Raw genomic sequence first — 22636 nt, forward strand, 5'->3', positions numbered from 1 at the left:
CAAAAACATTTTTTTTAATAGGGTAGATGATTAATAATTTTCTTAAAACGATAATTTAATACTATTGATATGGGCAAGACGAGGTTGTTTTACGGAATAATGTTTCTAATGGTTTTTAAGATGTCGGTTCTATTTGCAAATACGGAGGCTGAAAAGAAAACCAAGAAGAAACCTCGAAATGTTGTTTTTATTTTAACGGATGACCATCGCTATGATTATATGGGTTTTACGGGTAAAGTTCCTTGGTTAGAAACCCCGAACATGGATAAACTTGCGGAAGATGGAGCTTATTTGTCCAACGCCTTTGTTACAACATCTCTGTGTTCTCCAAGTAGGGCTTCAATTTTAACGGGACAGTTTTCCCACTCACATACCATTGTGGATAACCAAGCTCCAGATCCTGGAAATCTGACATATTTTCCTCAATACCTTCAGAAAGCGGGGTATCAAACTAGCTTCTTTGGTAAATGGCATATGGGCGATCATGGAGACTCTCCTCAACCAGGCTTTACCCACTGGGAAAGTTTCCCGGGACAAGGGGTTTATTATAACCCTACGTTAAATATCAATGGAAAGAGGGTAGCTTATAAAGATTCGACTTATATAACAGATCTGTTGACCGAACATGCCATTGATTGGATGGAGAAGAGAGATAAAAAGAAACCGTTTTTCCTGTATTTATCTCACAAAGCAGTTCATGCTGGGTTTCAACCGGCTAGAAGGCATAAAGGGCGATATAAAGGAAATAAAATAGATTTACCGGCAACTTATGAGCAGACCAAGACCGGAGCTTATAAAGATTTAAAATGGCCGCAATGGGTAGCTGACCAAAGAGTAAGTTGGCATGGCGTAGACTATATGTACCATGAGAATAGGGATATAAATGAAATGGTTGTGGATTATTGCGAAACACTTTTAGGGGTAGATGAGAGTGTAGGTTCTGTTATGCAATACTTAAAGGATGAAGGGCTTGATGAATCTACCCTTGTTATTTATATGGGCGATAACGGATTTAGTTGGGGAGAGCATGGGCTTATTGATAAACGGCATTTTTATGAAGAATCGGTTAAAGTGCCTTTGCTGGTACGTTGTCCGGAACTGTTTAAAGGAGGCCTAAAACCTAAGGCTATGGTGCAAAATATAGATATTGGACCAACAATTTTAGCGGAAGCGGGAATAGAGAAACCAGAAAATATGCCTGGAGTATCTTTTATCCCGGCACTTACAGGAGAGCCAGGGGCAAAGGTTCGTGAGGAGGTCTTCTATGAATATTTTTGGGAGTATGACTTTCCTATGACTCCAACCGTATTTGGCATGCGAACTGACAAATATAAGTATATGAAGTATCAGGGAATTTGGGATAGAAATGAGCTCTATGACCTAGAGAACGACCCTGATGAAATGTATAATTTAATAGCGGACCCGGATAAACAGGAAATAGTAAAATCTATGTCAATTGCCATTTATGATTGGTTAGAAAGAACAAATGGTATGCAAACCCCTATTAAACGAACTGTAAAATATCGTTTTGGCGACTATAAGCACAAGGGGGAATATTAAAATAGAACAAGGACTTCTATTTCAAGCAATTTAAAGGAAGTAATTAAACAAAATGAGAGTTTTAATAATTTTAGTAGTCCTACTTCCGTTTGTATTTTCTTGTTCGGAAAATAAGCATGAAAAAGGAGTGCATTTGTATAAAATGCAATGTGCCGCTTGTCATGAGTTGCCCAATATTGAGCATTTGCCAAAAAGTTTATGGAAAGACAAGGTGTTGCCCGAAATGGGAGCAAGAATGGGGATTAAAAATACAGGATTTGATCCGTTAAGCGGTTTTTCCTTTGAAGAACAGCATGCTATTTTAAATTCAGGCGTTTATAGTGTTGAACCCCAAATTTCGGAAGCTGATTGGCAACTTCTCAAAGAATATATAGTATCTACCGCTCCAGACAGTCTTATTCTAAACAATTCCCAAAAACAAGCTAAAAAGCTCAATGGCTTTGAATTGGTACCGGTGGATATAGATAGCGTACATGGAAGCTCTATCGTATTTACCCAATTTGATACGGAAAAGAGCAAGCTAAATATTGCCGACTTGAGAGGTAGAATCTATGAGTATCGGGAGGATACTAAGACTCTCAAAAAAATCCTTAATGGAATTGGTCCTATTTCTGACTTTACTGAAACGGATCATGTAAAGTACGCCACTTCTATAGGTTCTCTGAGTCCTTCAGAAATTGCAAACGGAAGAATTTTTACTATAAAAGATAAATCTGTTCAACCTATACCTTTAGATTTTCATAGACCGGTACATACTACAGTATTTGATTTTAACAATGATGGGGTAGATGAAATTTTAGTTTGTGAGTATGGTAACTTAACGGGTAGTTTATCATTAGTTGTGAAATCTGATAACGGTTCTTTAGAAAAGAAAATCTTACTAGGGCAACCAGGTGCAATAAGAGCGGTGGTCAAAGACATGAACCAAGACACCAAAGCAGATATTGTTGTGCTGACAGCACAAGGTAATGAGGGTGTTACCATTCTTTATCAAACTGAAAATTTGGAATTTAAAACCGAACAAGTAATTCGGTTTAGTCCTCTGTATGGAAGTAGCTGGTTTGAAATGCTTGATTTTGATGATGATGGGGACCAAGATATTGTAACCTTACACGGGGACAACGCAGATAGAACTCAGGTATTGAAACCTTATCATGGTCTGCGTATTCATTTAAATGACGGAGCCAATAACTTTAAAGAAGAATTTTTCTATCCATTGTACGGTGCTACTAGAAGTGTAAGTGCAGACTTTGATAAAGACGGAGATATAGATTTTGGAATAGTGTCTACCTTTCCTGATTACGAAGGAGAGTCACAAAAATCATTTGTGTATTTGAATAATATCGATACAAACAATTTTGTCTTTCAAACTCAGGTTATAGAAAATGATTTTCAAGGGCGATGGTTTTTAATGGATTCAGGTGATTTTGACCAGGATGGAGATATTGATATAGCTTTAAGCTGTTCCACTTTTAACTTTAACTCCGTGCCTGCGGATTTGTCCAAGATTTACAAAGAAAATCCTTGGGATATATTAGTTCTTAAAAATAGACTGATAGAATGATCCTTTACGGTTTAATTGTTCTAGTTAGGTTTCCGTTATTAGTATAGAATTGAACCTCCACAAAGTTTGCAGGAATCTCTACAAAACGACCTGATTGCGATTGAAACGAATTGCCCCAAAAGAACTCATGCATTTGCTTAGTATTATTCTTAAGCTTAATTAATGCTTTTATTTCATCGGGTTGCACGGCCATTAATTTTATTCTGGTTTGTCCGGAATATTCAAAAGCTTTCAAGGAGTCGTTATTTTGTGAGGTTACAATTAATTTCTTAGAATCCCCTGTACGCAAACTAACAATAGCTTTACCGTCTCCCGGCACAAAAAAGCCACTCTCATTTAGTGAAACGGTAGTAAATTTGCCGTTCCCTATATTTTTTAGGGCGAGACCGGCGAATGCATCAGCTGGCCCTTGTTGCACTTCCATGCCGTAATCATTACCAATTAATAGAATATCCGTTAGGCCATCTTCATTAAAGTCTTGTGGCAGAATACCATAAACTGGAGCAAATTGAGCCTCCACGGGCAATTGTCGCATTTTAAATTGTCCGTTTCCTAAATTCTCTATCCATGAACTTTTCATATAAGTCAAAGAATCTACTTTGGCATCATCTAAAAGTCCGTTAGAGAACATTTCAGGTAGGGTCGATTCCCCAAATTCCCCATAAGAATTGAACATTTTTCTAATACCAACATATTGCTTTGTTACATCCTGCCAAGGATGGTATAAATATTCCTTTTTAACACCAATACTGTCTCTTAAATAAAAGGATATAAGGGGGTCTATGGAACCATTTTGATCAAGGTCTTTAGCGTATATGCGCACAGGTTCTTCTAGCGAACCTTTAAAATTTATATTCTCGCCAACATTTCCAACAATGTAATCTATGTCTCCGTCATTGTCCAAATCTGAGGAAGATATACTATTCCACCACCCAGAATATTTAGATAAGCCTGTGTTCTCTGTAACTTCTAATAGCTTACCATTTTCGTTTTTGAAAAAGCGTAACTGGGCCCATTCTCCGGCTATAATAAGGTCTGGCCAAAAGTCTCCGTTAAAATCGGTCCAAATGGCATCGCTAATTAAACCGGGGTATTCTAGATTTTTGGAAACAAGGGTAGTGACATCGGTAAATTTAATCCGGTCTTTAGTGCTATCATTTCTTAGAATATATGAGCGATCTGTTTTAGGGTAGGAGAAAGGCAAAACCCTACTTCCTATGAAAAGGTCTAAATCTCCATCACGATCAAAATCGGCAGCTTTAACTGCAGATGAGTTCGTTTTCATTACAGGAAGGTCTATATTGGATTGAGTAAAATTTCCTTTTCCATCATTGACCATTAAAATATCTTGATAATATTCATGACCGCTAGGGTATTGGCCGCAACCACGTGCAATGAACAAGTCTAAATCTCCATCATTGTCTGCGTCAAAAAGTAATGTTCCAGCATCTTCCTCTTCTAGTTTTTCTGAAGTTTTATAGGCTACTTCGTTTTGTTCAAAGGTTTGGTCGGGTTTTTGAACAAACCACTTTTCTTTAAAACCTCTACTAGAAGCAACAAACATATCGTCTAAACCATCGCCATTTATATCCCCAACTGCGAGAGAAGGGCCATATTGAGAAAATTTATGAGGAAGCGTACTTTGAAAATTGAAATCAATAAAATCGTAATCTTCAGAAAAATGCTCTAAGTCATACATTTTGGCAGCATTCTTGAAAATCGGCCTCGATTTTTTCGTATTTAAAGTGGAGAATGATCCTGCTTTAGGACTATATGAGATAGCGAGAACTGAATCTATGGCATTGGTTTTAACCACTTGTTGTTGCCCGTCTGGCCAATTTATAATCAGACTGTCTATTTTTTTATTATTTCCTAGGCCAAAATGGAGCGTGAATTCCGGTTGTGATAAATATCCTCGTCCCGATAACAAAGATTTCTTTTGGTGCATGGAATTCGAAAAAATTTCCACATAAGAACCTATGGCATTAGGATTGTTTTTCTTTCCGCTCAATTTTATTCGGATAAAATGCTGAGGTTCATTAAACTCATTAGATTTGTTTTCAAGGAGCATTGCGTTGTCATTGATATTGTTGACCACTAAATCCAAATCTCCATCATTATCAAGATCACCGTAAGCCGCACCGCTAGAGTATGTAGGTAGGTTTAAACCCCAATTTTCGGTACTATTTACAAATTTGAAATCTCCATTGTTTTTGAACATGAAATTAGGAATCTTAATTTCAGGTATTGCAGCTATCAGTTTTTCCTTATTCAGAAGTTTGCTGGCGGCAATCCTAAAATCACCAAAATCTCGATCAGTAACATCTTTAGGGAATCCGTTGGTGATAAAGAGGTCTTGTAGCCCATCATTATCATAATCACCAAAAAGAGGGGCCCAGCTCCAGTCCGTTTCTTTGGTTTCCGTAAGCATGGAAACATCACCGTATATGGGTAAACCTGTTTTTGGGTTATTTCCTAACTGAGTTTGGAGTGTGTTGCGGGCATATTGTTTTTCGTAGTCATATTTTTTTATGAATATCTCTTTTTGATAATTGCTGGGGCCTTGAAATAATTTTTTTCTTTTGTTGTAATAGGGCTGCATTTCCGTAGTGAAAAATTCAAGATTTCCATTGTTATTGATGTCAGCCGCATCACTACCCATGGAAGAGAAGCTAAAATGCTTGAATATTTCCCGTGCTTTATTACTGAATGTGCCGTTCTGATTGTTAATATATATAAGGTCACTACTTAGAAAATCGTTTGCTACATAAATATCCGGCCAATTATCTCCGTTAAAATCATGGATTAAAGTACTGTGACTATATCCGTGAAATTTAATGCCAGCTTGTTCAGAAATATCTCTATAGCGTTGCTTATTAAGGGTAGAATCCCATATGTTTTCATAGAGGCGGTCTTTACTCATAGAAGAGCCATCATCTTCAATAGGTCTAAAATCACTGGGGTCAATACCTTCAATCCTGTTTACTCCAATAAATAGGTCAAGGTCTCCATCATTGTCATAATCAAAAAACTGGGCATGAGATGAGTAAGTATCGTCTGCAAGACCATATTCTTCTGCTATTTCTTTAAATGAAGGAATGCCGTCTTTTGAATTCCCTGTATTGATATATAGTAAGTTCTTTCTTCTGTTATCTTTTTTTCTGAATGTATTACATACGTATATGTCTAGTTTGCCATCTGCATTTATGTCGACTATAGATACCCCCGATGACCACTCTAGTGAATCGTTTTTTGTTATATTGGAAGCTTTGGTTACATCTTCAAATTTGAGGTTTCCCTTATTAAGGAACAATTTGTTTTCAACTTGGTTTCCCGCAAAGAAAATATCATCAAGACCATCACAGTTTAAGTCTCCTAGTGCAACTCCAGCCCCGTTATAAACAAATTCGTTGTCCATGATGTTTATAGAATCATTTTCAACAAGGGTATTGCTAAATACCAGGTTGGATTTGCTTGGGTGTACGTTTACAAATCTTGTTGTAGGTGTTTTTTTGGAACAACTTGTAAATACTATTAATACAATAGATAAGAGAAGCGTAAATGTTCCTTGGAAAGAATTATTTGATTTCATTTGACACATAGGATATGGTACGTTGCAAATATGTAAGAAGGTTCTAAAATAAGCAAAAAAAGCTGCTCGTAAGAGCAGCTTTTATTAGTATGTAACTTAAGTATTAGTACCCAGGATTTTGTTTTAACACGCCTGGTTGTAAATCTAATTGTGTTTGAGGAATAGCTCTATATTCATCTTTGCCTGCAGTAAATCTGGCTCCGGAATAAGCTGACTGTAGAAATTGCACCTCATAGTTAAGGTAGTCATTAATCTCATCAGCCGCAACTCCCCAACGAACTAAATCAAAGAAACGATGACCTTCACCTGATAGTTCAATCTTTCTTTCAAAACGTACTGCTTCTGTTGCAGATTCTTTTGTGGCAAATTGAGCAGCAGGATATTCTTCAATTACGTAATTGGCGGCATCTGTTCCGTCTTCATTTTTAATCCAAAATTCAGAGTTTGCAGCTCTCGCCCGAACCATATTTACTAAGGTTCTAGCTCTCTCAAGTGTACCTGCCTCTATTTCTGCCTCTGCTGCCATTAGCAACACATCTGCAAAACGTATAATTGGGTAGTTCATAGTTGCATATCCACGGGTCCAAGAACTAGCATCGGTAAGTGTACCTTCCTGATTTGCATAATAGACAAATTTCTTGGGAGAATATGGTCCTCCATAGGCTTGAACCCTTATCCAAGCTTGTCCAGGGTGGGGTTTCCATCCTAAATAAGGAATATCTCTTCTGCCGATAGAAAAGTCGATTCTTGGATCTAATGGACCAGCATCTGGAGTAAAATCATCTGCCGAAGCAATACCCATATCATTTTTTACCGCATTTGCAGGGTCATTATATGATTTATCCAATAAAGGAAGGCCGTCTGGGCTAGTTCTAAATGAATTGGCTAATTCAAAGCTTGGTTGAAAAAATCCACAGCAATCTCCAGGACCTTCACTACCGGTTAAGTAAGGATAGTTTAAATCATCAAACCAGTTTGCATTTCTTACACTTCCTGTTTCATTAGAGGATTCAACATCCATAATGGCTTCAACATGATTGTCGTACTCAGCATTAAACACTTTGGCATAATCATCAAGCAAGGCATATTTTTCACCATTCCAAGCCACACCATTGTCAATTACATCATCAAACCATGTCTTAGCTTCGGCATATTTCTTTTGATACAATTTAGCCTTACCCATGTATGCCGCTGCAGCCCATTTGTTTACTCTACCGGCACTAGTAGTCTCGGGAAGGTTATCGTAAGCATATTGAAAATCTGCTTCAATCATTGCCCAAGCATCACCATCATTAGGAATTAAAACTACTTCTGTGGGTTCTACAGTTTCATCAAAAACAACAATATTATTAAAGTTCTTCTTTAGGTCAAAATAAAAGTGACCGCGTAACATTCTAGCTTGTGCACTAACGCTACTTACTTTTTCGGCAGGGAGTGATTCGCTATTCGCAGAAACTGTACGCAGTACGGTATTACATCTACTAATACCTTCGTAACGTGCCGTCCATAAGCCGTTTACTTCCGAAAAAGTGGCATCTGCTTGAAACCTTTGGAACGTAGCTAACGAAGCACCATCTCCAGGGTCGGTACCTTTATTTGCATCACCGCCCAATACTGACCCCACTAGCCAGTGATTAGGTGTCGATCCACGATTACCACCTAGGTTTCCATTAATCATAGAATATGCACCAATTAAAAGACCGTCAATTCCTTCGCTTGTACTTACTTGAGCATCAGCTAAGGAACCTGTAGGGGCTATTTCCAAAAACTCATCACTACAGGACACGCCTAAGGTGAGCAGTGCGACCATAATTATAGTCAGCTTTTTTGAATTCTTATTTGTTTTCATCTTATTTTTTTAAATACTATTTGTAATAGATAACCATTGCAATCTTTATTGCGAACGATTTAAATTCCAATTTCAAAATTAATCATGTACTGAGGGCCAACTGGGTAGTTACCTATGTCAATACCGAAGTTAGTATCGGCACCACCGCCAACACCTGGATCAATACCGCTGTAGTTAGTATAAGTCCAAATATTATTGGCAGAAAGTCCAATATTTAATTTTGTTAATCCCAATTTATCTGTAAGTAGACCTCTAAAATCGTAAGAGAAAGAGAGTCTTTGTAGTCTAAGATAGCTACCATCTTCTACATACCAGGAGTTACCCACAGTGTTAGTACTGAAATTAGAAGCACTTTCCCATCTTGGTACCTGAGCGTTATTACCTAACTCTGGAGTCCATGAATTAAAAGCAGCTGGTCCTTTTGCAGAACCTTCAAATACGCCATAAAAATCAGTATACCATTTGGTTTGGTTCCAGATTTCATTACCAATAGATGTGTACCAGTAGGTTTCAAACTCTAGTTTCTTGTATTTAAAATTAAGAGTTAAACCACCAGTGAAATCAGGTACAGGACTACCCAAAAATTTACGGTCATCTGCAGTTATTCTACCATCTCCGTTTACATCTTCGTATTTAAAACGACCTAAACCTTGTCCATCTTGAGCAGGAAGAGGCTCGCCGTCAGCGTCCAAAGCGACTGTAGTCTCACCATTTTGATTTAGAATAGGAACACCGGCGTCATCACGCACAACATCTACACTTGCATCAAGTTCAGCTTGGCTGTTAAAATATCCGGTTACATTGTAACCATAAAAAGAGGAAAGTGAATGACCTACTGCATTTCTTGTAGCAACGATATCTCTAACGGAAGGTCCATCGAAAAAATCAATTCCTGGAGCTAGTGCCTCTATTTCATTCTTCAAGAAAGCTCCGGTTACTCTTGCTTCAAAAGAAAAATCATCTGTAAAGTTACCTCTACCTATAATTTCAAAGTCAACACCTCTATTGGACATGTTGGCTATGTTTACTGATGGTGCAGATGCGTAATTTCCAGTAACACCTGGTAATGGTAATTGATAAAGAAGGTCTTCTGTATCTTTCTTCCACCAATCAAAAATAAACTCCAGTCTATTATTGAAAAAACTGGCGTCAAAACCAACATTTAATGTAGTACTGGTTTCCCATTTTGCATCAGGATTCCCAATTCTACTAGCGGCAAAACCCTCATCAGTACCAGATGCTTGTCCATTAGTTTGATAAAATGTACTGGTTCTATCTGAAGCATAAAGTGAATACTGGTTGTTTGGATCAACGTTATTGGAGTTACCCATCTGTCCCCAACCGGCTCTGAACTTCAAGTCGCTTACAACATCTTGGTTTTGCATGAATGATTCTGCAATCACCCTCCATGCCCCGGATACCGCAGGGAAAACGCCATAACGGTTGTTTTCTCCAAAACGAGAAGATCCATCACGACGAAGAACACCAGTGATATAATATTTTTCATTGTAATTATAATCCAACTTACCAAACAAAGAATAAAAGTTTACGCCTTTAAATTGATTACTATTTACTACAGGGCTTTGAACAACACTTAAACTTTGAAAATCAAGATCGGTAGAGAATGGATTTATACCAGACCCATTAATGGATCTTCCTTTACCCGTATTAAGCGCTTCAATACCAGCCAGAGCTTTAACACGGTGGTCTCCAAATAATTTATCATAGCTTGCTGTATTGGTAAAGGTCCAATTAAAGAAGTAGTTACTTCCTTCACTATATCCATTACTTGCTTGAGGTTCAGAGTCTCCTAAATATTTATAGGAATATGTGTTGTAATAGGAATTCGAATAGGTTCCGCCAAGGCTTGACCTTATAGTGAGACCGTCAATGGGTTTTAATAGGACATAGATGTTTCCTGTTCCTCCAATACCATAGGCTTTGTCATCACCATCATCATTTTTTAGAACCCGAACAGGGTTACGTGCATTACCAAACCCAGCGGCTTTTGTACTAGCAAAGCTTCCAAACTCGTCATAAACTGGAATTATTGAGGGCATACGAATTGCTGAAAGAATCACAGACTCATCATCTGCACCACCAATACCACCTTGACCGCCAAAACCTCCCGTTACGGAACGGTAAGTAACTTGGAAATTTTCACCTATGCTTAACCATGGCGCTATATCCCATTCAGAATTGAAACGGGCCGTATACCGTACAAATTCATTCTCAAGTAAAATACCTGATTGGTTTTGTCCCGATATACCTGTATAAAAACGTCCGTTATCCGTACCGCCATCAAACCCTACAGAAAACCTACTAATAGGAGCAATTCTAGTAATTTCTTTATACCAGTTGGTACCTGCTAAATTTGGCTTGATTAAAAACGTATTGTCAGGATCATTTTCATAATTCTGCTGAATCTGAGCTAGGTTAACCTGGCTAGCAGATGCACCGCTTACTCCATCTGCGTAAAGATAATCGGGCAGGGTAGGAGTTGCATTAGAACCATATTGTGGGTGTCTGTAATCAACAGGGTCGCCACTTACGGAAGCATCATTCTCATACGCAATGTGCGTATACCTTGCTTGATCTTGTGGACTTAATATTTCTAGTGCACCTCCAACATTGGGGTCGGTTACACCACTGGAAATGTTAACCGTCATTTCTGTTTTTCTTTTCCCACGTTTACCTTGCTTGGTAGTGTAAACAACAACGCCGTTCGCCGCTCTTGCTCCATATATGGAAGCTGCAGCAGCATCTTTTAGAACAGTTGTTGTCTCAATGTCGTCAGGGTTTAAGAATTCAGTGTTGTTTACGGGTAATCCATCTACAACATAGAGAGGCTCATTACCTCCAAAAGCGCCAAAACCACGAATTCTAATCTGGCTAGTAGTTCCCGGTTGTCCATTAGTAATAACGGTAACACCAGCGACTCTACCTTGTAGTTGCTGTTCAACATTTCCAGATGGAATAGCGGCCAACTCTTCTGCTTTAACTATAGAAACGGCAGCGGTTGTTTCACGTTTTGTTTCGGTTTGGTAACCAGTTACTATAACCTCATCTAATGCTGCGGCATCTTCAGCCAGCGTTACATTCACCGTAGACTGTCCATCAACAGCTACTTCCTTAGTAACAAACCCTAAATAACTTATTACTAGAGTTGCGTCGCTTTCTACCTCTAAAGTAAAATTACCGTCAAAATCGGTTTGTGTTCCGTTCGTAGTTCCTTTAACTACCACGTTTGCACCCGGAAGAGGAATTCCTCCACTGTCTAAAACAGTACCGGATATGGTTGTTTGAAAAATGTCCTTGACCTCAAGTTTAGGGTCATTGGTTGATTTTGCATAGGTGATTTGTGACCCAGCGCAAATCATCATCGAGAAAAGCCCAATTCCAAGAGTTGAGATTTTCCCCTTGGGCTTTAACGAATTGTAACTTCGTTTTTGGTTCATAATGTGAGTGTTGTTTGTTAGTTTATTAAATTCTTATTTTCCTAGCCTTAAGTTAAGAAAAACAAAAAATAAATGTAATGATAATATGGATATGTTAAAAATAGGGCGCAAGTTATTTTTGGCGAATTCACCCTATTTCAATAACACAAATGTTGCAATTACTAAATATTTAGAGCTTTTGAAATTTTGTTTAGTGCTGATATAGTGTCATTTATGAAATATTTACATTTGGCACCCATGCTTCATATGTTTTAAAAATTAACCAAATATTGAAAGAAAAATATTACAAATAAAGCGAATAAACAAACAAAAATGTTAAAATTAAACCTTTTTGCAGCGTAGAACTACAACGTTTTCGAGTAGGTTTTTGGTGAGAAACAGATAAATCTGACCGCCATCTTTAATTTTCATCTTCTTTCTAATGGTAGCTACGCTTTCAGGAAAGTTCCGTGTGGTTATGTTTGCATTCTTTATATCCGCTTTTTTCAAAGCCGATTTATTGTAGGGAAAAATGCTTTCAATTTTAAATCTTCGTCCTGGGAAACCAATCAGGCTATCAGAGGTGTATAAATGGGTGTTAGTATGGAGTTTCTTTAGTTGTGTTGCTTGGCCAATGATTTTGAATGCGCCTGACTTGAGAATAGCCGCATTGGGTTCATATAAATAGGTGAGAGGTTCTGAGAATTCGGAAATAGCATCTTTTTCCGCGGGAAGTTCAAAATCGAAGCCTTGGTCTTGTTTTGCGGTTTTATTTGTTGTTTTAACTGTGATGCTACCTTGGTATCCTTTTTTTAAAACCCATAATAGTTCCTTTACATCATTATCTAGAGCAATTACATGAATTTCCTTTATATAATCAAGCTCATTTATTCCTGCGGAAATATCTAAAAGTGGAGCTGTTTTTATGAGGATATTTTCGGATTTTGAAAATAACAGATCCAAGTTTTCTACCACGTTGGGCAAGCAATCCGATAATAGGAAAACGCGCTGCTTTAAATCACCTCTTCGGGATGGGTCTATGTAAACCCAATCTACAGGGAATTTTAATTTTTCCAAAAAATCCAATCCATTTTCCGCATGGGTTATTACATTATTTATGTTTAGAATATTAAAATTATGGGTTGCAATTTCAGATAGATTTTCATCTAATTCACAATGGTGAACTTGGTCTAAGTTTTGGCTAAAAAAGTAACTGTCCACACCTAGCCCTCCGGTGACGTCTACAAGTGATTTTCCACTGACCAAATCCGCTTTGTACTTGGCTGTAACTTCGGAAGAAGTTTGCTCAATATTTAGTTTGTTCGGGTAGTAAATATTAGCAGAAGAAAACCAGGTAGGTAATTTTTTTTCGCACTTTTTCTTAGACTCAAGTTGTTCAGCAAGTTCGCGATTGGAAATTTCTTCAAAAATAGGCTTTTTAAGCAACACTGACATGATGTCAGTGTTTAATTTATTTTTTATAAATTCTTGTACACCAGTATTTAAAATATTTTTATTCAAACTATAACTATAAACTTTTTGTAAGTGATTTAACTAGCTTGTTTTCGGATAAAAACTCCTTTAAAATGACCTTTATTGCAGTATATCCGGGCACTGCTACAATCATTCCTACTACTCCAAAGAGCAGACCGGCAATAATAATTACCAAGAAAATTTCTAGTGGATGCGACTTTACGCTATTCGAAAATATCAAGGGTTGTGAAAAGAAATTATCGACTAATTGACCTATCAATAATCCTATTAAAACATACCCTGCTTTTGGTAGGATTACGGAGCTAAAATCCATGCCTAAATTGCTGGTCATTGTAAGCACAACCATAATCACTCCTCCAATGATAGGACCCACGTAAGGAATGATATTAAACAAGGCGCAAAGAAAGGCAATTACAATGGCGTTTTCTATGCCTACGATTAAAAGAGTTATGGTGTAAATTACGAACAGGATGAAAATTTGAAGTAACAGACCTACAAAATATCTAGATAAAAGATTATTGATTTTATCGATGGAATTTATGGTTTTGCCTTCATTATTTTGGTTGACGAAAGCTAAAATTCCACGTTGAAAAAGATTGCTGTCTTTTAAGAAGAAAAAAGAAATAAATAAAACAGAGAACAGTCCAATGCTAGCCGTGCTAAGTACGTCTAAAAACGAGTTGAGAAAATTGGGTATAAAGCCTACATTTAAACTATCAACAATGGTTTTTTCAAAATCTGTTTCTTCAATAATTTCGTCAACAACGTTAGGCGCGGTTCCAATGAAGTCCACAATTTGCTGATGCAGTGAATTTAAGTTTTGTTCTAGCTGGTTAATGTCCAACAACGAGAGGTTTTTGCCTTGTTCCGTCAACAGGGGAACGAAAAGTGCTATAATACCTGCCAGCACGCTTACCATAAAAATCATTGTGATGATAACGGACACGGTGTTTGGTAGTTTTAATTTTCTTCTTAAAAAGAGGACTATTGGTCTGCCTATCAGGGCAATGACGGCGGCTATGGCCAAATAGGCAATTACGGACTGTATCTTCCAAAGAAAATAAAGGAGTAGGACTACGCCTACTATTATCCCTACTGAGCGTAGAATTCCTTGACTAATGGTTCTTGCGGTCATTTTTGGTCTATTTATGTGGCTATGTTAGTTTTTAAAAGCATAGAGCACAATATTGGCACCCATTTGTAATGCTTTTGTTCTTATTTCTTCGGGGTCATTATGTACTGATGGGTCTTCCCAGCCATCCCCTAGATCACTTTCGGTGGTAAACAATAGTACAAGTCTGTTTTCATGAAACAAACCTAATGCCTGTGGGCGTTTACCGTCGTGTTCGTGAATTTTTGGCAAACCTTCTGGAAACTTATAAAATTCATTAAAAATAGGATGGTCGCTGCCCAATTCTTCCAAAACGGTATTAGGGAAGGCTTTTTCAAGTGCTTTTTTCAGATAAGGGGCCATTCCGTAGTTGTCATCAATATGTAAAAATCCACCTGAAAAAAGATAAGTTCTTAAATTTTGGGCTTCCTCGTCCGAAAAAACAACATTGCCGTGACCGGTCATATGTAGAAAAGGGTACTGGAAAATAGTACTGCTGCTTATTTCTACGGTTTCTGGCTTTTCGTTCATTAAAGTGCCAACATTTTCATTGCAGAACTTAATAAGATTAGGTAAAGCTGTAGGGTTGGCATACCAATCTCCGCCTCCGTTATACTTAAGAATGGCTACTTCTTGTGCCGTAAGGTGGGTGGTCATAAGAGATAAGATTATAATGCAGTATGTAAGTTGTTTCATCTTAGGGCGAACTAAATAACAATAACTCAAATGTATGAATTATGGTGGGGAAAAGAATTGCACTTATGTGTATTGTTTTGGTAGGATGTGTTACAATGGCTTTTAATATCGATGTAAAGACCAGAAAACTAGAGGCTTTTGAAGCTTTTGAGGGGCATGACCCCATAGTGGTTTTGGAACTTTTTACATCACAAGGTTGTTCTAGTTGCCCACCGGCAGATGTATTGTTGCAACAGGTGAAAAGAGAATATGGTAATTCGGTTTACGCACTTTCATATCATGTTGATTATTGGAATTATATTGGTTGGAAAGACCCGTTCAGTAAATCGGATTATACGGATAAGCAACGTAAGTATAATATCAAATTAAAGAGTAGAAGTAATTATACACCTCAGGTAGTGGTGAATGGTAAGGCTCATTTTGTAGGGTCTAACTCAGGTAAAATGAATGCGACCATAAAGCACTATGGAGCGATAGATACGGAAAATATGGTAGTCTTGAGTCTAGTTGAAAGAAGGGGTAGTTCTGTTTCGTTCAATTATGAGTTAGGTGGAGATGTTACGGGTAAAAATTTACGGGCCATATTGGTCTTGGATGAACGAACTACAGTGGTGAAGCGTGGTGAAAACCGAAATAGAACATTAAAAAACAGTAACATAGTAGTTGGGGAAAAGAATATTGAAATACATGAAACAAATGGTAAAGCTACGATAACAATCCCGGATGTGGTTGAAAATGGAGAAAAATTGAGTCTTATTGTTGTAATGGAGACAACGGATTACGATATCACTGCTGCTGCTAAAACCGAATTATTCAATTAGTGATGTTCTTTTTACCCGTTGTTAATCATGTTCACGGTAGTACAGGCCACAATCGCGGCCGTTTCGGTACGAAGGCGGTATTCCCCCAAGGAAACGGGAAGAAACCCTTTTTCATACGCCATGTCTATTTCGTTTTGCGAAAAATCCCCTTCCGGTCCTATGAGTATGGTAACATCCTTGTCTGGGGCAACTCTTCGTTTTAAATCAACTTTTTCTTCCTCTTCGCAATGTGCAATAAATAAGAGTCCGTTAAGCTCCTTTGCCATAAAATCTTTATAAGAAATAGCATCGTTAAGCTTGGGTAGGTAAGCGCGCAAGCTTTGTTTCATGGCAGATTGTATCACTTTTTCCAAGCGCTCTTTTTTAATGACTTTTCGCTCCGACCTATCGCAAAATATGGGGGTAATCTCACTTATACCTATTTCTGTGGCTTTTTCCAGAAACCATTCCAGACGGTCGTTGTTTTTAGTGGGGGCTACAACCATGTGTAGCCAATGTGCTTTTGGGTGTTTTTTTTGTGTAGATACTATTTGCGCTTTGCATCGTTTTTGGTCTGCAAGAAGTATTTCGGACTTAAAAATATAACCCTTTCCATTTGTAATATGTAGTAGGTCCCCTTCCTTTTTACGCAATACTTTAACAATGTGCCTACTCTCTTCTTGAGAGAAGGTAAACTGTGTAATGCTCTTGTCTAAATCGGGGTTGTAAAATAATTGCATAGGACAAATGTATAAACAATTTTAGAGGCTTAGGTTGTGCTTGGGCACAAGAAAAAATGAACACTGTTATTTACTTACCGGAAATAACGTAACGCGCCTTGGCGGAAACATCCTGTTTTGCAAATACATTTTGTTTGTACTTTAGGTGACCTACAATACCGATCATTGCTGCGTTATCCGTACAATACTCAAACTTTGGTATAAAGGTTTTCCATCCTCTATTTTTTTCGGCCATTTTAAGTGCGTTTCTTATTCCGGAATTGGCACTAACGCCACCTCCAATGGCAATTTGCGTAATACCGGTCTGTTCCACAGCTTTTTTTAGCTTATCCATCAAAATGTTAATGATTGTTTTTTGGATAGAGGCACAAATATCCTTTAGATTTTCTTCAACAAAATTGGGGTTTTGGGCCGTTTCTCTTTGTATGAAATATAGAATGCTCGTTTTTAATCCGCTAAAACTAAAATTAAGGCCGTCTACTTTAGGTTTTGGAAAAGGAAACGCCTTAGGGTTTCCCTCTTGTGCATATTTATCAACTAATGGGCCTCCGGGGTAGGGCAGACCTAAAATTTTAGCGCTTTTATCAAAAGCTTCACCCACTGCGTCATCTAGGGTTTCGCCTAGTATTTCCATGTCAAAATGGTCTCTTACAAGAACAATTTGCGTGTGTCCGCCACTAATGGTCATGGCTAAAAACGGAAACTCCGGAGTGCCATCTGGTTGGCCTTCAATAAAGTGCGCCAAGATGTGTGCTTGCATGTGGTTTACCTCAATTAGGGGCACATTAAGACCTAATGAAAGAGACTTGGCAAAGGAGGTTCCAACAAGAAGTGAACCCATCAATCCGGGGCCGCGTGTAAAAGCTATGGCAGATACTAGTTTTTTGTCGATATTTGCTTTATTCAAAGCTTGGTGTACTACCGGAACAATGTTTTGTTGGTGAGCCCGTGAGGCAAGTTCAGGTACAACACCGCCGTATTCCTCGTGAATCTTTTGAGTGGCCGTTACATTACTGAGCACTTTTTTATTGCTTAAAACAGCAGCGGAAGTGTCGTCGCAAGAAGATTCAATAGCAAGAATATAAATAGTTTCGTTTTTCACCGAGTTTGGAATAAAAGTTGACATCGCAAAGGTAAAACATAAAGACCTATCAAAAAACTTAGAAAAATACTGATTAGAACCATGATGGTACTCGTGCTGATCTGTATTTTGGGTACGGTCATCCTCTCGTTGCCTTTTGTTCAGACAAGTTTTGCTAAGTATGCCACAGATACCATTAACAAGGACTTTGGTACCAGTATAAATATTGATAAGCTCCGTATTTCCTTAATTACATGGGACACCAACTTAGAAGGTGTGTATATTGAAGATTATCAAAAAGACACACTTTTTTACGTAAACCAGCTCACTACTTCCATCCTTAGCATGCGTAATTTAAGCAAGGGTAAATTGGAATTTGGGGATATTAAAATAGATGAGCTGGATTTTAAGCTAAAAACCTATTTAGATAACAGGAATACTAATCTTGAGGTATTCATTGACAAGTTTGATGACGGAAAACCACGTAAACCGGGAACGGACCCGTTCTTTTTCTCTTCTTCCAATGTTGATATTCAGAACAGTACATTTAAACTAATAGATGAGAATTTTGAAAACGAACTATTGTTGGATTTTGAGGAGCTCAATATTGGCGCCACGGATTTTCAGATTTTAGGTCCAGAAGTTTCTGCTAAAATAAATACCATGGCATTTAATAGTCAAAGAGGTATTGATGTAAAACAAATGTCTACCGAGTTTAAATATACCAAGCAACAGATGCGTTTTGATTCATTGCGGATACAGACGGTAGGCTCGCATTTAAAGGGCGATTTGGTTTTTGATTATGAGCGTAAGGATTTTGCCGATTTTCTGAACAAGGTGAATCTTACTGCGGAGTTTACTGAGTCTGCCGTGGCTTTTGATGAAATAAATTTGCTTTATGATCAGTTCGGGAGAGGCAAGGAGGTTAATTTTTCATCTAAAATAAATGGTGTTCTTAATGATTTGAACGCCAACGAGCTTTTCTTGCAATCTGATAACACGGGCATTAGGGGTGATTTTAACTTTAAGAATTTATTTGTGCGGAAAATGCCTTTCATTATGCGTGCAGATATGAAAAACGTAACTTCTAGTTATTATGAGTTACGGGCGCTAATGCCAAATATTTTGGGTAAATCCTTACCGTCTTCGTTTCAAAAATTGGGACAGTTTACCATACGTGGTGATGCGGTTATCACTGAAAATTCCATAGATGCCAAGGTAAATCTGAATACCGCTATTGGTAGTAGTTATGCCGATCTTGAGCTTTCGGAAATAAATAATATAGATAATGCTACGTATAAAGGTTTTGTGTCGCTAATAGACTTTGATCTGGGCGATTTTGCCGAGAATAAAAAGCTGGGTAAAACCTCTCTGGATTTTAATGTAGAAGGGAAAGGCTTTGTGCAGGAAACCTTGAATACAGAGGTGATAGGTGAAGTGTACTCCGTAGAGTTCAATAATTACGAGTATAATAATCTTAAAGTTTCGGGAATACTAAAAGAGCAGTTGTTTGATGGTACCTTGTTGAGTAATGATGAGAATGTCAAATTCAGTTTTAAAGGACTTGCAGATTTTGGTGAAAACCGAAATGATTTCAACTTTATTGCGTCTGTGGACTATGCAGATTTGAACAAGTTGAATTTCATTAAGGACAGCATTTCTATATTTAAGGGCAACGTGAATATGGATGTCACCGGAAACACTTTGGATAATCTGGTGGGCGACATTAAGTTTACAAAAACCATTTTTCAGAATAAGAACGATACTTATTATTTTGAAGATTTTAAGGTGTCTTCCACTTTTGAGGCCAATGGTGATAGGGTTATAGATATCAATTCACCGGATATTATAACCGGGTATATGAAAGGGCGTTTTAAAGTTGCCGAGCTTGGGCGATTGGTTCAGAATTCCCTGGGTAGCATCTATACCAATTATAGGCCTTTTAATATTTCGGATGGGCAAACGCTTGCTTTTAACTTCAAGATTTACAATAAAATTGTAGATGTCTTTTTTCCAGAAGTGAAATTTGACCCTAATACATTTATAAAAGGAAATATAGTAGCAGATGAGGGAGATTTTAAACTCACTTTTAAATCGCCTAGTATAGTTGCTTTCGGTAATGAAGCGGATAATATTGATGTTAAAATAGATAACAAGAACCCGCTATTTAATACGTATATCTCTGTAAGCGATCTTTCTACGAACTATTATGATGTAAAGGACTTCAATTTAATCAACACTACTTTAAAAGATACGCTGTTCTTTAGAACGGAATTTAAAGGCGGTAGTGATCTAAATGATAGTTATAATCTCAATTTTTACCACACGTTTAATAAGGATAATAAATCCGTTATAGGTCTTAAAACTTCAGATGTTAATTTTAAGGGGAACAAATGGATTCTTAACAAGGATGGCGACAATAAGAATAAGGTAGTCATCAACCGTACGTTGGATAGTATTGATATTCGGGAGATTGTAATGAACAATAGTGCTCAAGAGCAAATTAGGCTTAAAGGGCAGTTGGCAGATTCCACTTACAAGGACTTACAACTTCAATTTAAAATCGTTTCGCTTAATAAAATCACCCCTGCAATAGACAGTTTAAAGCTGCAGGGTGAAGTTAACGGGACCCTCAATATTCTACAAAAAGACAATATCTACTTGCCATCTTCTAACCTTGCTGTAGAGGATTTTTCCATTAACGATATGCGTTTGGGCGATTTAACCGTGGGTATTGTTGGGAACAAAGATTTAACGGAGTTCGCGGTAAATTCGCAAATTACGAACAAAGGCATTGAAAAACTCAGCGTGGTAGGTAATATCAATAACAAAGAAGATATGCCCAAGGCCAATTTATTGGTGAGTTTGGATAAGTTTGATTTAGAGCCCTTTGCACCCTTGGGAGAGGATATTATTAGTCATATCCGAGGTTTTGTTAGTGGTAATGCGCGTATACAGGGGCCTGTGGATAATCCGGAATTCAGCGGAACGCTTACATTGGATAAGGCTGGACTGGGAATACCTTATTTAAACGTAGATTATGATTTTGCGGCCAATTCTAGGGTGAATCTGGATAAACAAACTTTTGATTTTGACCAGATCAGAATTACCGATGTAGACAAAAAAACGAAAGCTACATTAGATGGCACGATCAGTCATTCCTTTTTTGATAATTGGCTTTTAGATTTAAATGTTGATACAAAGAATGACCGCCTTTTAATTTTAAACACAGATTTTGAAGAGGAGGTTTTATACTACGGAACCGGTTATTTAGATGGTAAGGGTAGAATTTTTGGGCCTACAAAGGCATTGAATATAAAAGTTGAAGGTAAAACCGCTAGGGGCACCTCGTTAAAGATTCCGTTGAGTGATGTGGCGTCTATTGGAGATTATTCATTTATCAATTTTGTTGAAAAAAACAAGTTGAACCATGTAGAGGAAGAACGTGTTCTTGATGAATTTCAGGGATTGGAACTTACTTTTGATTTAGATGTTACCCCAGATGCCGAGGTAGAGATCGTAACCGATACCAAGACGGGAAGCTCCTTAAAGGGAAGTGGAGTAGGGATTTTGTTGATCCGTATCAATACTAGGGGTGCTTTTGAAATGTATGGCGATTTTGTTGTAGTGGAAGGAGAGTACAATTATAAATTTGGAGGGGTCATCAACAAGACTTTTCAGGTGAAACCTGGTGGAACCATTGTGTGGGATCGCGAACCATTAAAAGCTACTTTGGACCTTGAAGCTGTATATGCTTTAAATGCCAATCCAGCTCCTTTATTGGATAACCCTGGTTATACCCGTCGTATAGCAACCGAGGTTGTTATTAAGCTAACAGATGACCTTGAGAGTCCAGATATTGAATTTAATATAGATTTTCCGGGAACTAACTCTATAGTGCAGTCAGAGCTGGAGTATCGTTTACAGGATCCCACGGTAGAGGAAAGAAATGCATTGTTTTTGTTGGCCCAAGGTTCATTTGTAAATGATCAAACGGGTATAGACCAGCAAGCGGTAACCGGTAATTTGTTGCAATCTGCATCAGGTCTTTTAAACCAAGTTTTGGGTGATAATGATAAATTTAATTTGGGGCTGTCCTATGAGCAAGGTATTCTGGACAGGAGTGCAGATTATCAAACCGAAAATAGAATAGGGGTTACGGTATCTACACAAATAAGTGACCGTTTGCTTTTTAATGGAAAAGTTGGGGTTCCAGTTGGGGGTACTACGGAAACTGTTGTGGCCGGTAATTTTGAAATTCAGTTGCTACTGAACGAAGAAGGTACGCTTAGTGCCAAGTTTTTTAATAGGGAAAATGAAATACAGGAATATCTGGCTGATAGATTAGGATATACTCAGGGCGTGGGTATATCCTATGAGGTGGATTTTAATAGTTTTAGAGAGCTTTTCAAAAATATTTTAAAGAAGGAAGAACCAAAAAAGAAAATTCCGAAACCGGATCAATTCCCTAGTTCGGTAATGGGTAAGGATAGTTTAATAAAATTTTACCCCAAGGATAAACGGCTAAAATAAAACCGTTTATGTGAAAAATTTCGCCCATTAACTTCAACTGCAGATGGGTTATTTTACGGCAGTGAAATCACTAAAAATTCTCGAAAACGTTATAGTTTGGAGGAAAACCTCATTTTACGGCATTCTCAATATACAGGGGTTTTAAAGTGTAAGTTTGTTATAATTTAAAGAAAAAACTA

At 37.7% G+C, this 22636-nt stretch carries 12 protein-coding genes; 4 read left to right on the plus strand and 8 right to left on the minus strand.

What is annotated here, in order from left to right; genetic code table 11:
- Positions 1 to 69 precede the first annotated feature (69 nt).
- A complete protein-coding gene (locus tag Q4597_RS10985) occupies positions 70 to 1560 on the plus strand; it encodes a sulfatase (RefSeq protein ID WP_303406244.1) in 1491 nt (496 codons plus the stop codon).
- Positions 1561 to 1612: 52 nt separating this feature from the next.
- The gene (locus Q4597_RS10990; protein ID WP_303406245.1) at positions 1613 to 3124 is read left to right on the plus strand and encodes a VCBS repeat-containing protein; all 1512 of its coding nucleotides are present in this window, start codon (positions 1613 to 1615) and stop codon (positions 3122 to 3124) included.
- A 4-nt stretch (positions 3125 to 3128) separates the two neighbouring features.
- On the opposite strand, the gene Q4597_RS10995 is transcribed toward Q4597_RS10990, so the two are convergent.
- The 6 genes from Q4597_RS10995 to Q4597_RS11020 form a co-directional block, all read right to left on the minus strand.
- A complete protein-coding gene (locus Q4597_RS10995) occupies positions 3129 to 6542 on the minus strand; it encodes a VCBS repeat-containing protein (RefSeq protein ID WP_303406246.1) in 3414 nt (1137 codons plus the stop codon).
- Positions 6543 to 6819: 277 nt separating this feature from the next.
- Positions 6820 to 8565, minus strand: coding sequence for a RagB/SusD family nutrient uptake outer membrane protein (locus tag Q4597_RS11000; RefSeq protein ID WP_303406247.1), 1746 nt, complete (start codon positions 8563 to 8565; stop codon positions 6820 to 6822).
- 59 nt (positions 8566 to 8624) lie between these two features.
- Positions 8625 to 12023, minus strand: a complete 3399-nt coding sequence (locus tag Q4597_RS11005; RefSeq protein WP_303406248.1) for a TonB-dependent receptor — start codon at positions 12021 to 12023, stop codon at positions 8625 to 8627.
- Positions 12024 to 12344: 321 nt separating this feature from the next.
- Complete coding sequence (locus Q4597_RS11010) at positions 12345 to 13457, minus strand: THUMP-like domain-containing protein (protein WP_368506678.1); 1113 nt, start codon at positions 13455 to 13457, stop codon at positions 12345 to 12347.
- 73 nt (positions 13458 to 13530) lie between these two features.
- Positions 13531 to 14631, minus strand: coding sequence for an AI-2E family transporter (locus Q4597_RS11015; protein WP_303406250.1), 1101 nt, complete (start codon positions 14629 to 14631; stop codon positions 13531 to 13533).
- A gap of 24 nt (positions 14632 to 14655) precedes the next feature.
- Positions 14656 to 15303 (minus strand): DUF4159 domain-containing protein, encoded by a 648-nt coding sequence (locus Q4597_RS11020; protein WP_303406251.1) that lies wholly within the window; start codon positions 15301 to 15303, stop codon positions 14656 to 14658.
- A 41-nt stretch (positions 15304 to 15344) separates the two neighbouring features.
- Here Q4597_RS11020 and Q4597_RS11025 point away from each other — a divergent pair, with 41 nt between their 5' ends.
- Positions 15345 to 16124 (plus strand): thioredoxin family protein, encoded by a 780-nt coding sequence (locus tag Q4597_RS11025; RefSeq protein ID WP_215914262.1) that lies wholly within the window; start codon positions 15345 to 15347, stop codon positions 16122 to 16124.
- A gap of 11 nt (positions 16125 to 16135) precedes the next feature.
- Here Q4597_RS11025 and Q4597_RS11030 read toward each other — a convergent pair whose 3' ends face one another.
- Together Q4597_RS11030 and tsaD are read right to left on the minus strand one after the other, a co-directional pair.
- Entirely contained in the window at positions 16136 to 16843 is a 708-nt protein-coding gene (locus Q4597_RS11030; protein WP_303406252.1) for a 16S rRNA (uracil(1498)-N(3))-methyltransferase, read from the minus strand.
- Between the two features lie 70 nt (positions 16844 to 16913).
- Positions 16914 to 17945: a tRNA (adenosine(37)-N6)-threonylcarbamoyltransferase complex transferase subunit TsaD gene (gene tsaD / locus Q4597_RS11035; RefSeq protein WP_303406253.1), complete on the minus strand. Its 1032-nt coding sequence runs from the start codon at positions 17943 to 17945 to the stop codon at positions 16914 to 16916.
- 81 nt (positions 17946 to 18026) lie between these two features.
- Between tsaD and Q4597_RS11040 the strand changes: the two genes are divergently transcribed.
- Positions 18027 to 22457 carry a translocation/assembly module TamB domain-containing protein gene (locus Q4597_RS11040; protein ID WP_303406254.1) on the plus strand — a complete coding sequence of 1477 codons (4431 nt, stop codon included), beginning with the start codon at positions 18027 to 18029 and terminating at the stop codon, positions 22455 to 22457.
- Positions 22458 to 22636: the final 179 nt, after the last annotated feature.

Origin of the sequence: Zobellia sp. 1_MG-2023, assembly GCF_030549125.1 — a bacterium.
GTDB lineage: Bacteria > Bacteroidota > Bacteroidia > Flavobacteriales > Flavobacteriaceae > Zobellia > Zobellia russellii.

Excerpts from the sequence above, each read along its gene's own strand:
- Q4597_RS10985 (WP_303406244.1), top strand. The coding sequence starts at position 70 with ATGGGCAAGACGAGGTTGTTTTACGGAATAATGTTTCTAATGGTTTTT.
- Q4597_RS10990 (WP_303406245.1), top strand. The coding sequence starts at position 1,613 with ATGAGAGTTTTAATAATTTTAGTAGTCCTACTTCCGTTTGTATTTTCT.
- Q4597_RS10995 (WP_303406246.1), bottom strand. The coding sequence starts at position 6,542 with ATGGACAACGAATTTGTTTATAACGGGGCTGGAGTTGCACTAGGAGAC.
- Q4597_RS11000 (WP_303406247.1), bottom strand. The coding sequence starts at position 8,565 with ATGAAAACAAATAAGAATTCAAAAAAGCTGACTATAATTATGGTCGCA.
- Q4597_RS11005 (WP_303406248.1), bottom strand. The coding sequence starts at position 12,023 with ATGAACCAAAAACGAAGTTACAATTCGTTAAAGCCCAAGGGGAAAATC.
- Q4597_RS11010 (WP_368506678.1), bottom strand. The coding sequence starts at position 13,457 with ATGTCAGTGTTGCTTAAAAAGCCTATTTTTGAAGAAATTTCCAATCGC.
- Q4597_RS11015 (WP_303406250.1), bottom strand. The coding sequence starts at position 14,631 with ATGACCGCAAGAACCATTAGTCAAGGAATTCTACGCTCAGTAGGGATA.
- Q4597_RS11020 (WP_303406251.1), bottom strand. The coding sequence starts at position 15,303 with ATGAAACAACTTACATACTGCATTATAATCTTATCTCTTATGACCACC.
- Q4597_RS11025 (WP_215914262.1), top strand. The coding sequence starts at position 15,345 with ATGGTGGGGAAAAGAATTGCACTTATGTGTATTGTTTTGGTAGGATGT.
- Q4597_RS11030 (WP_303406252.1), bottom strand. The coding sequence starts at position 16,843 with ATGCAATTATTTTACAACCCCGATTTAGACAAGAGCATTACACAGTTT.
- Q4597_RS11040 (WP_303406254.1), top strand. The coding sequence starts at position 18,027 with ATGATGGTACTCGTGCTGATCTGTATTTTGGGTACGGTCATCCTCTCG.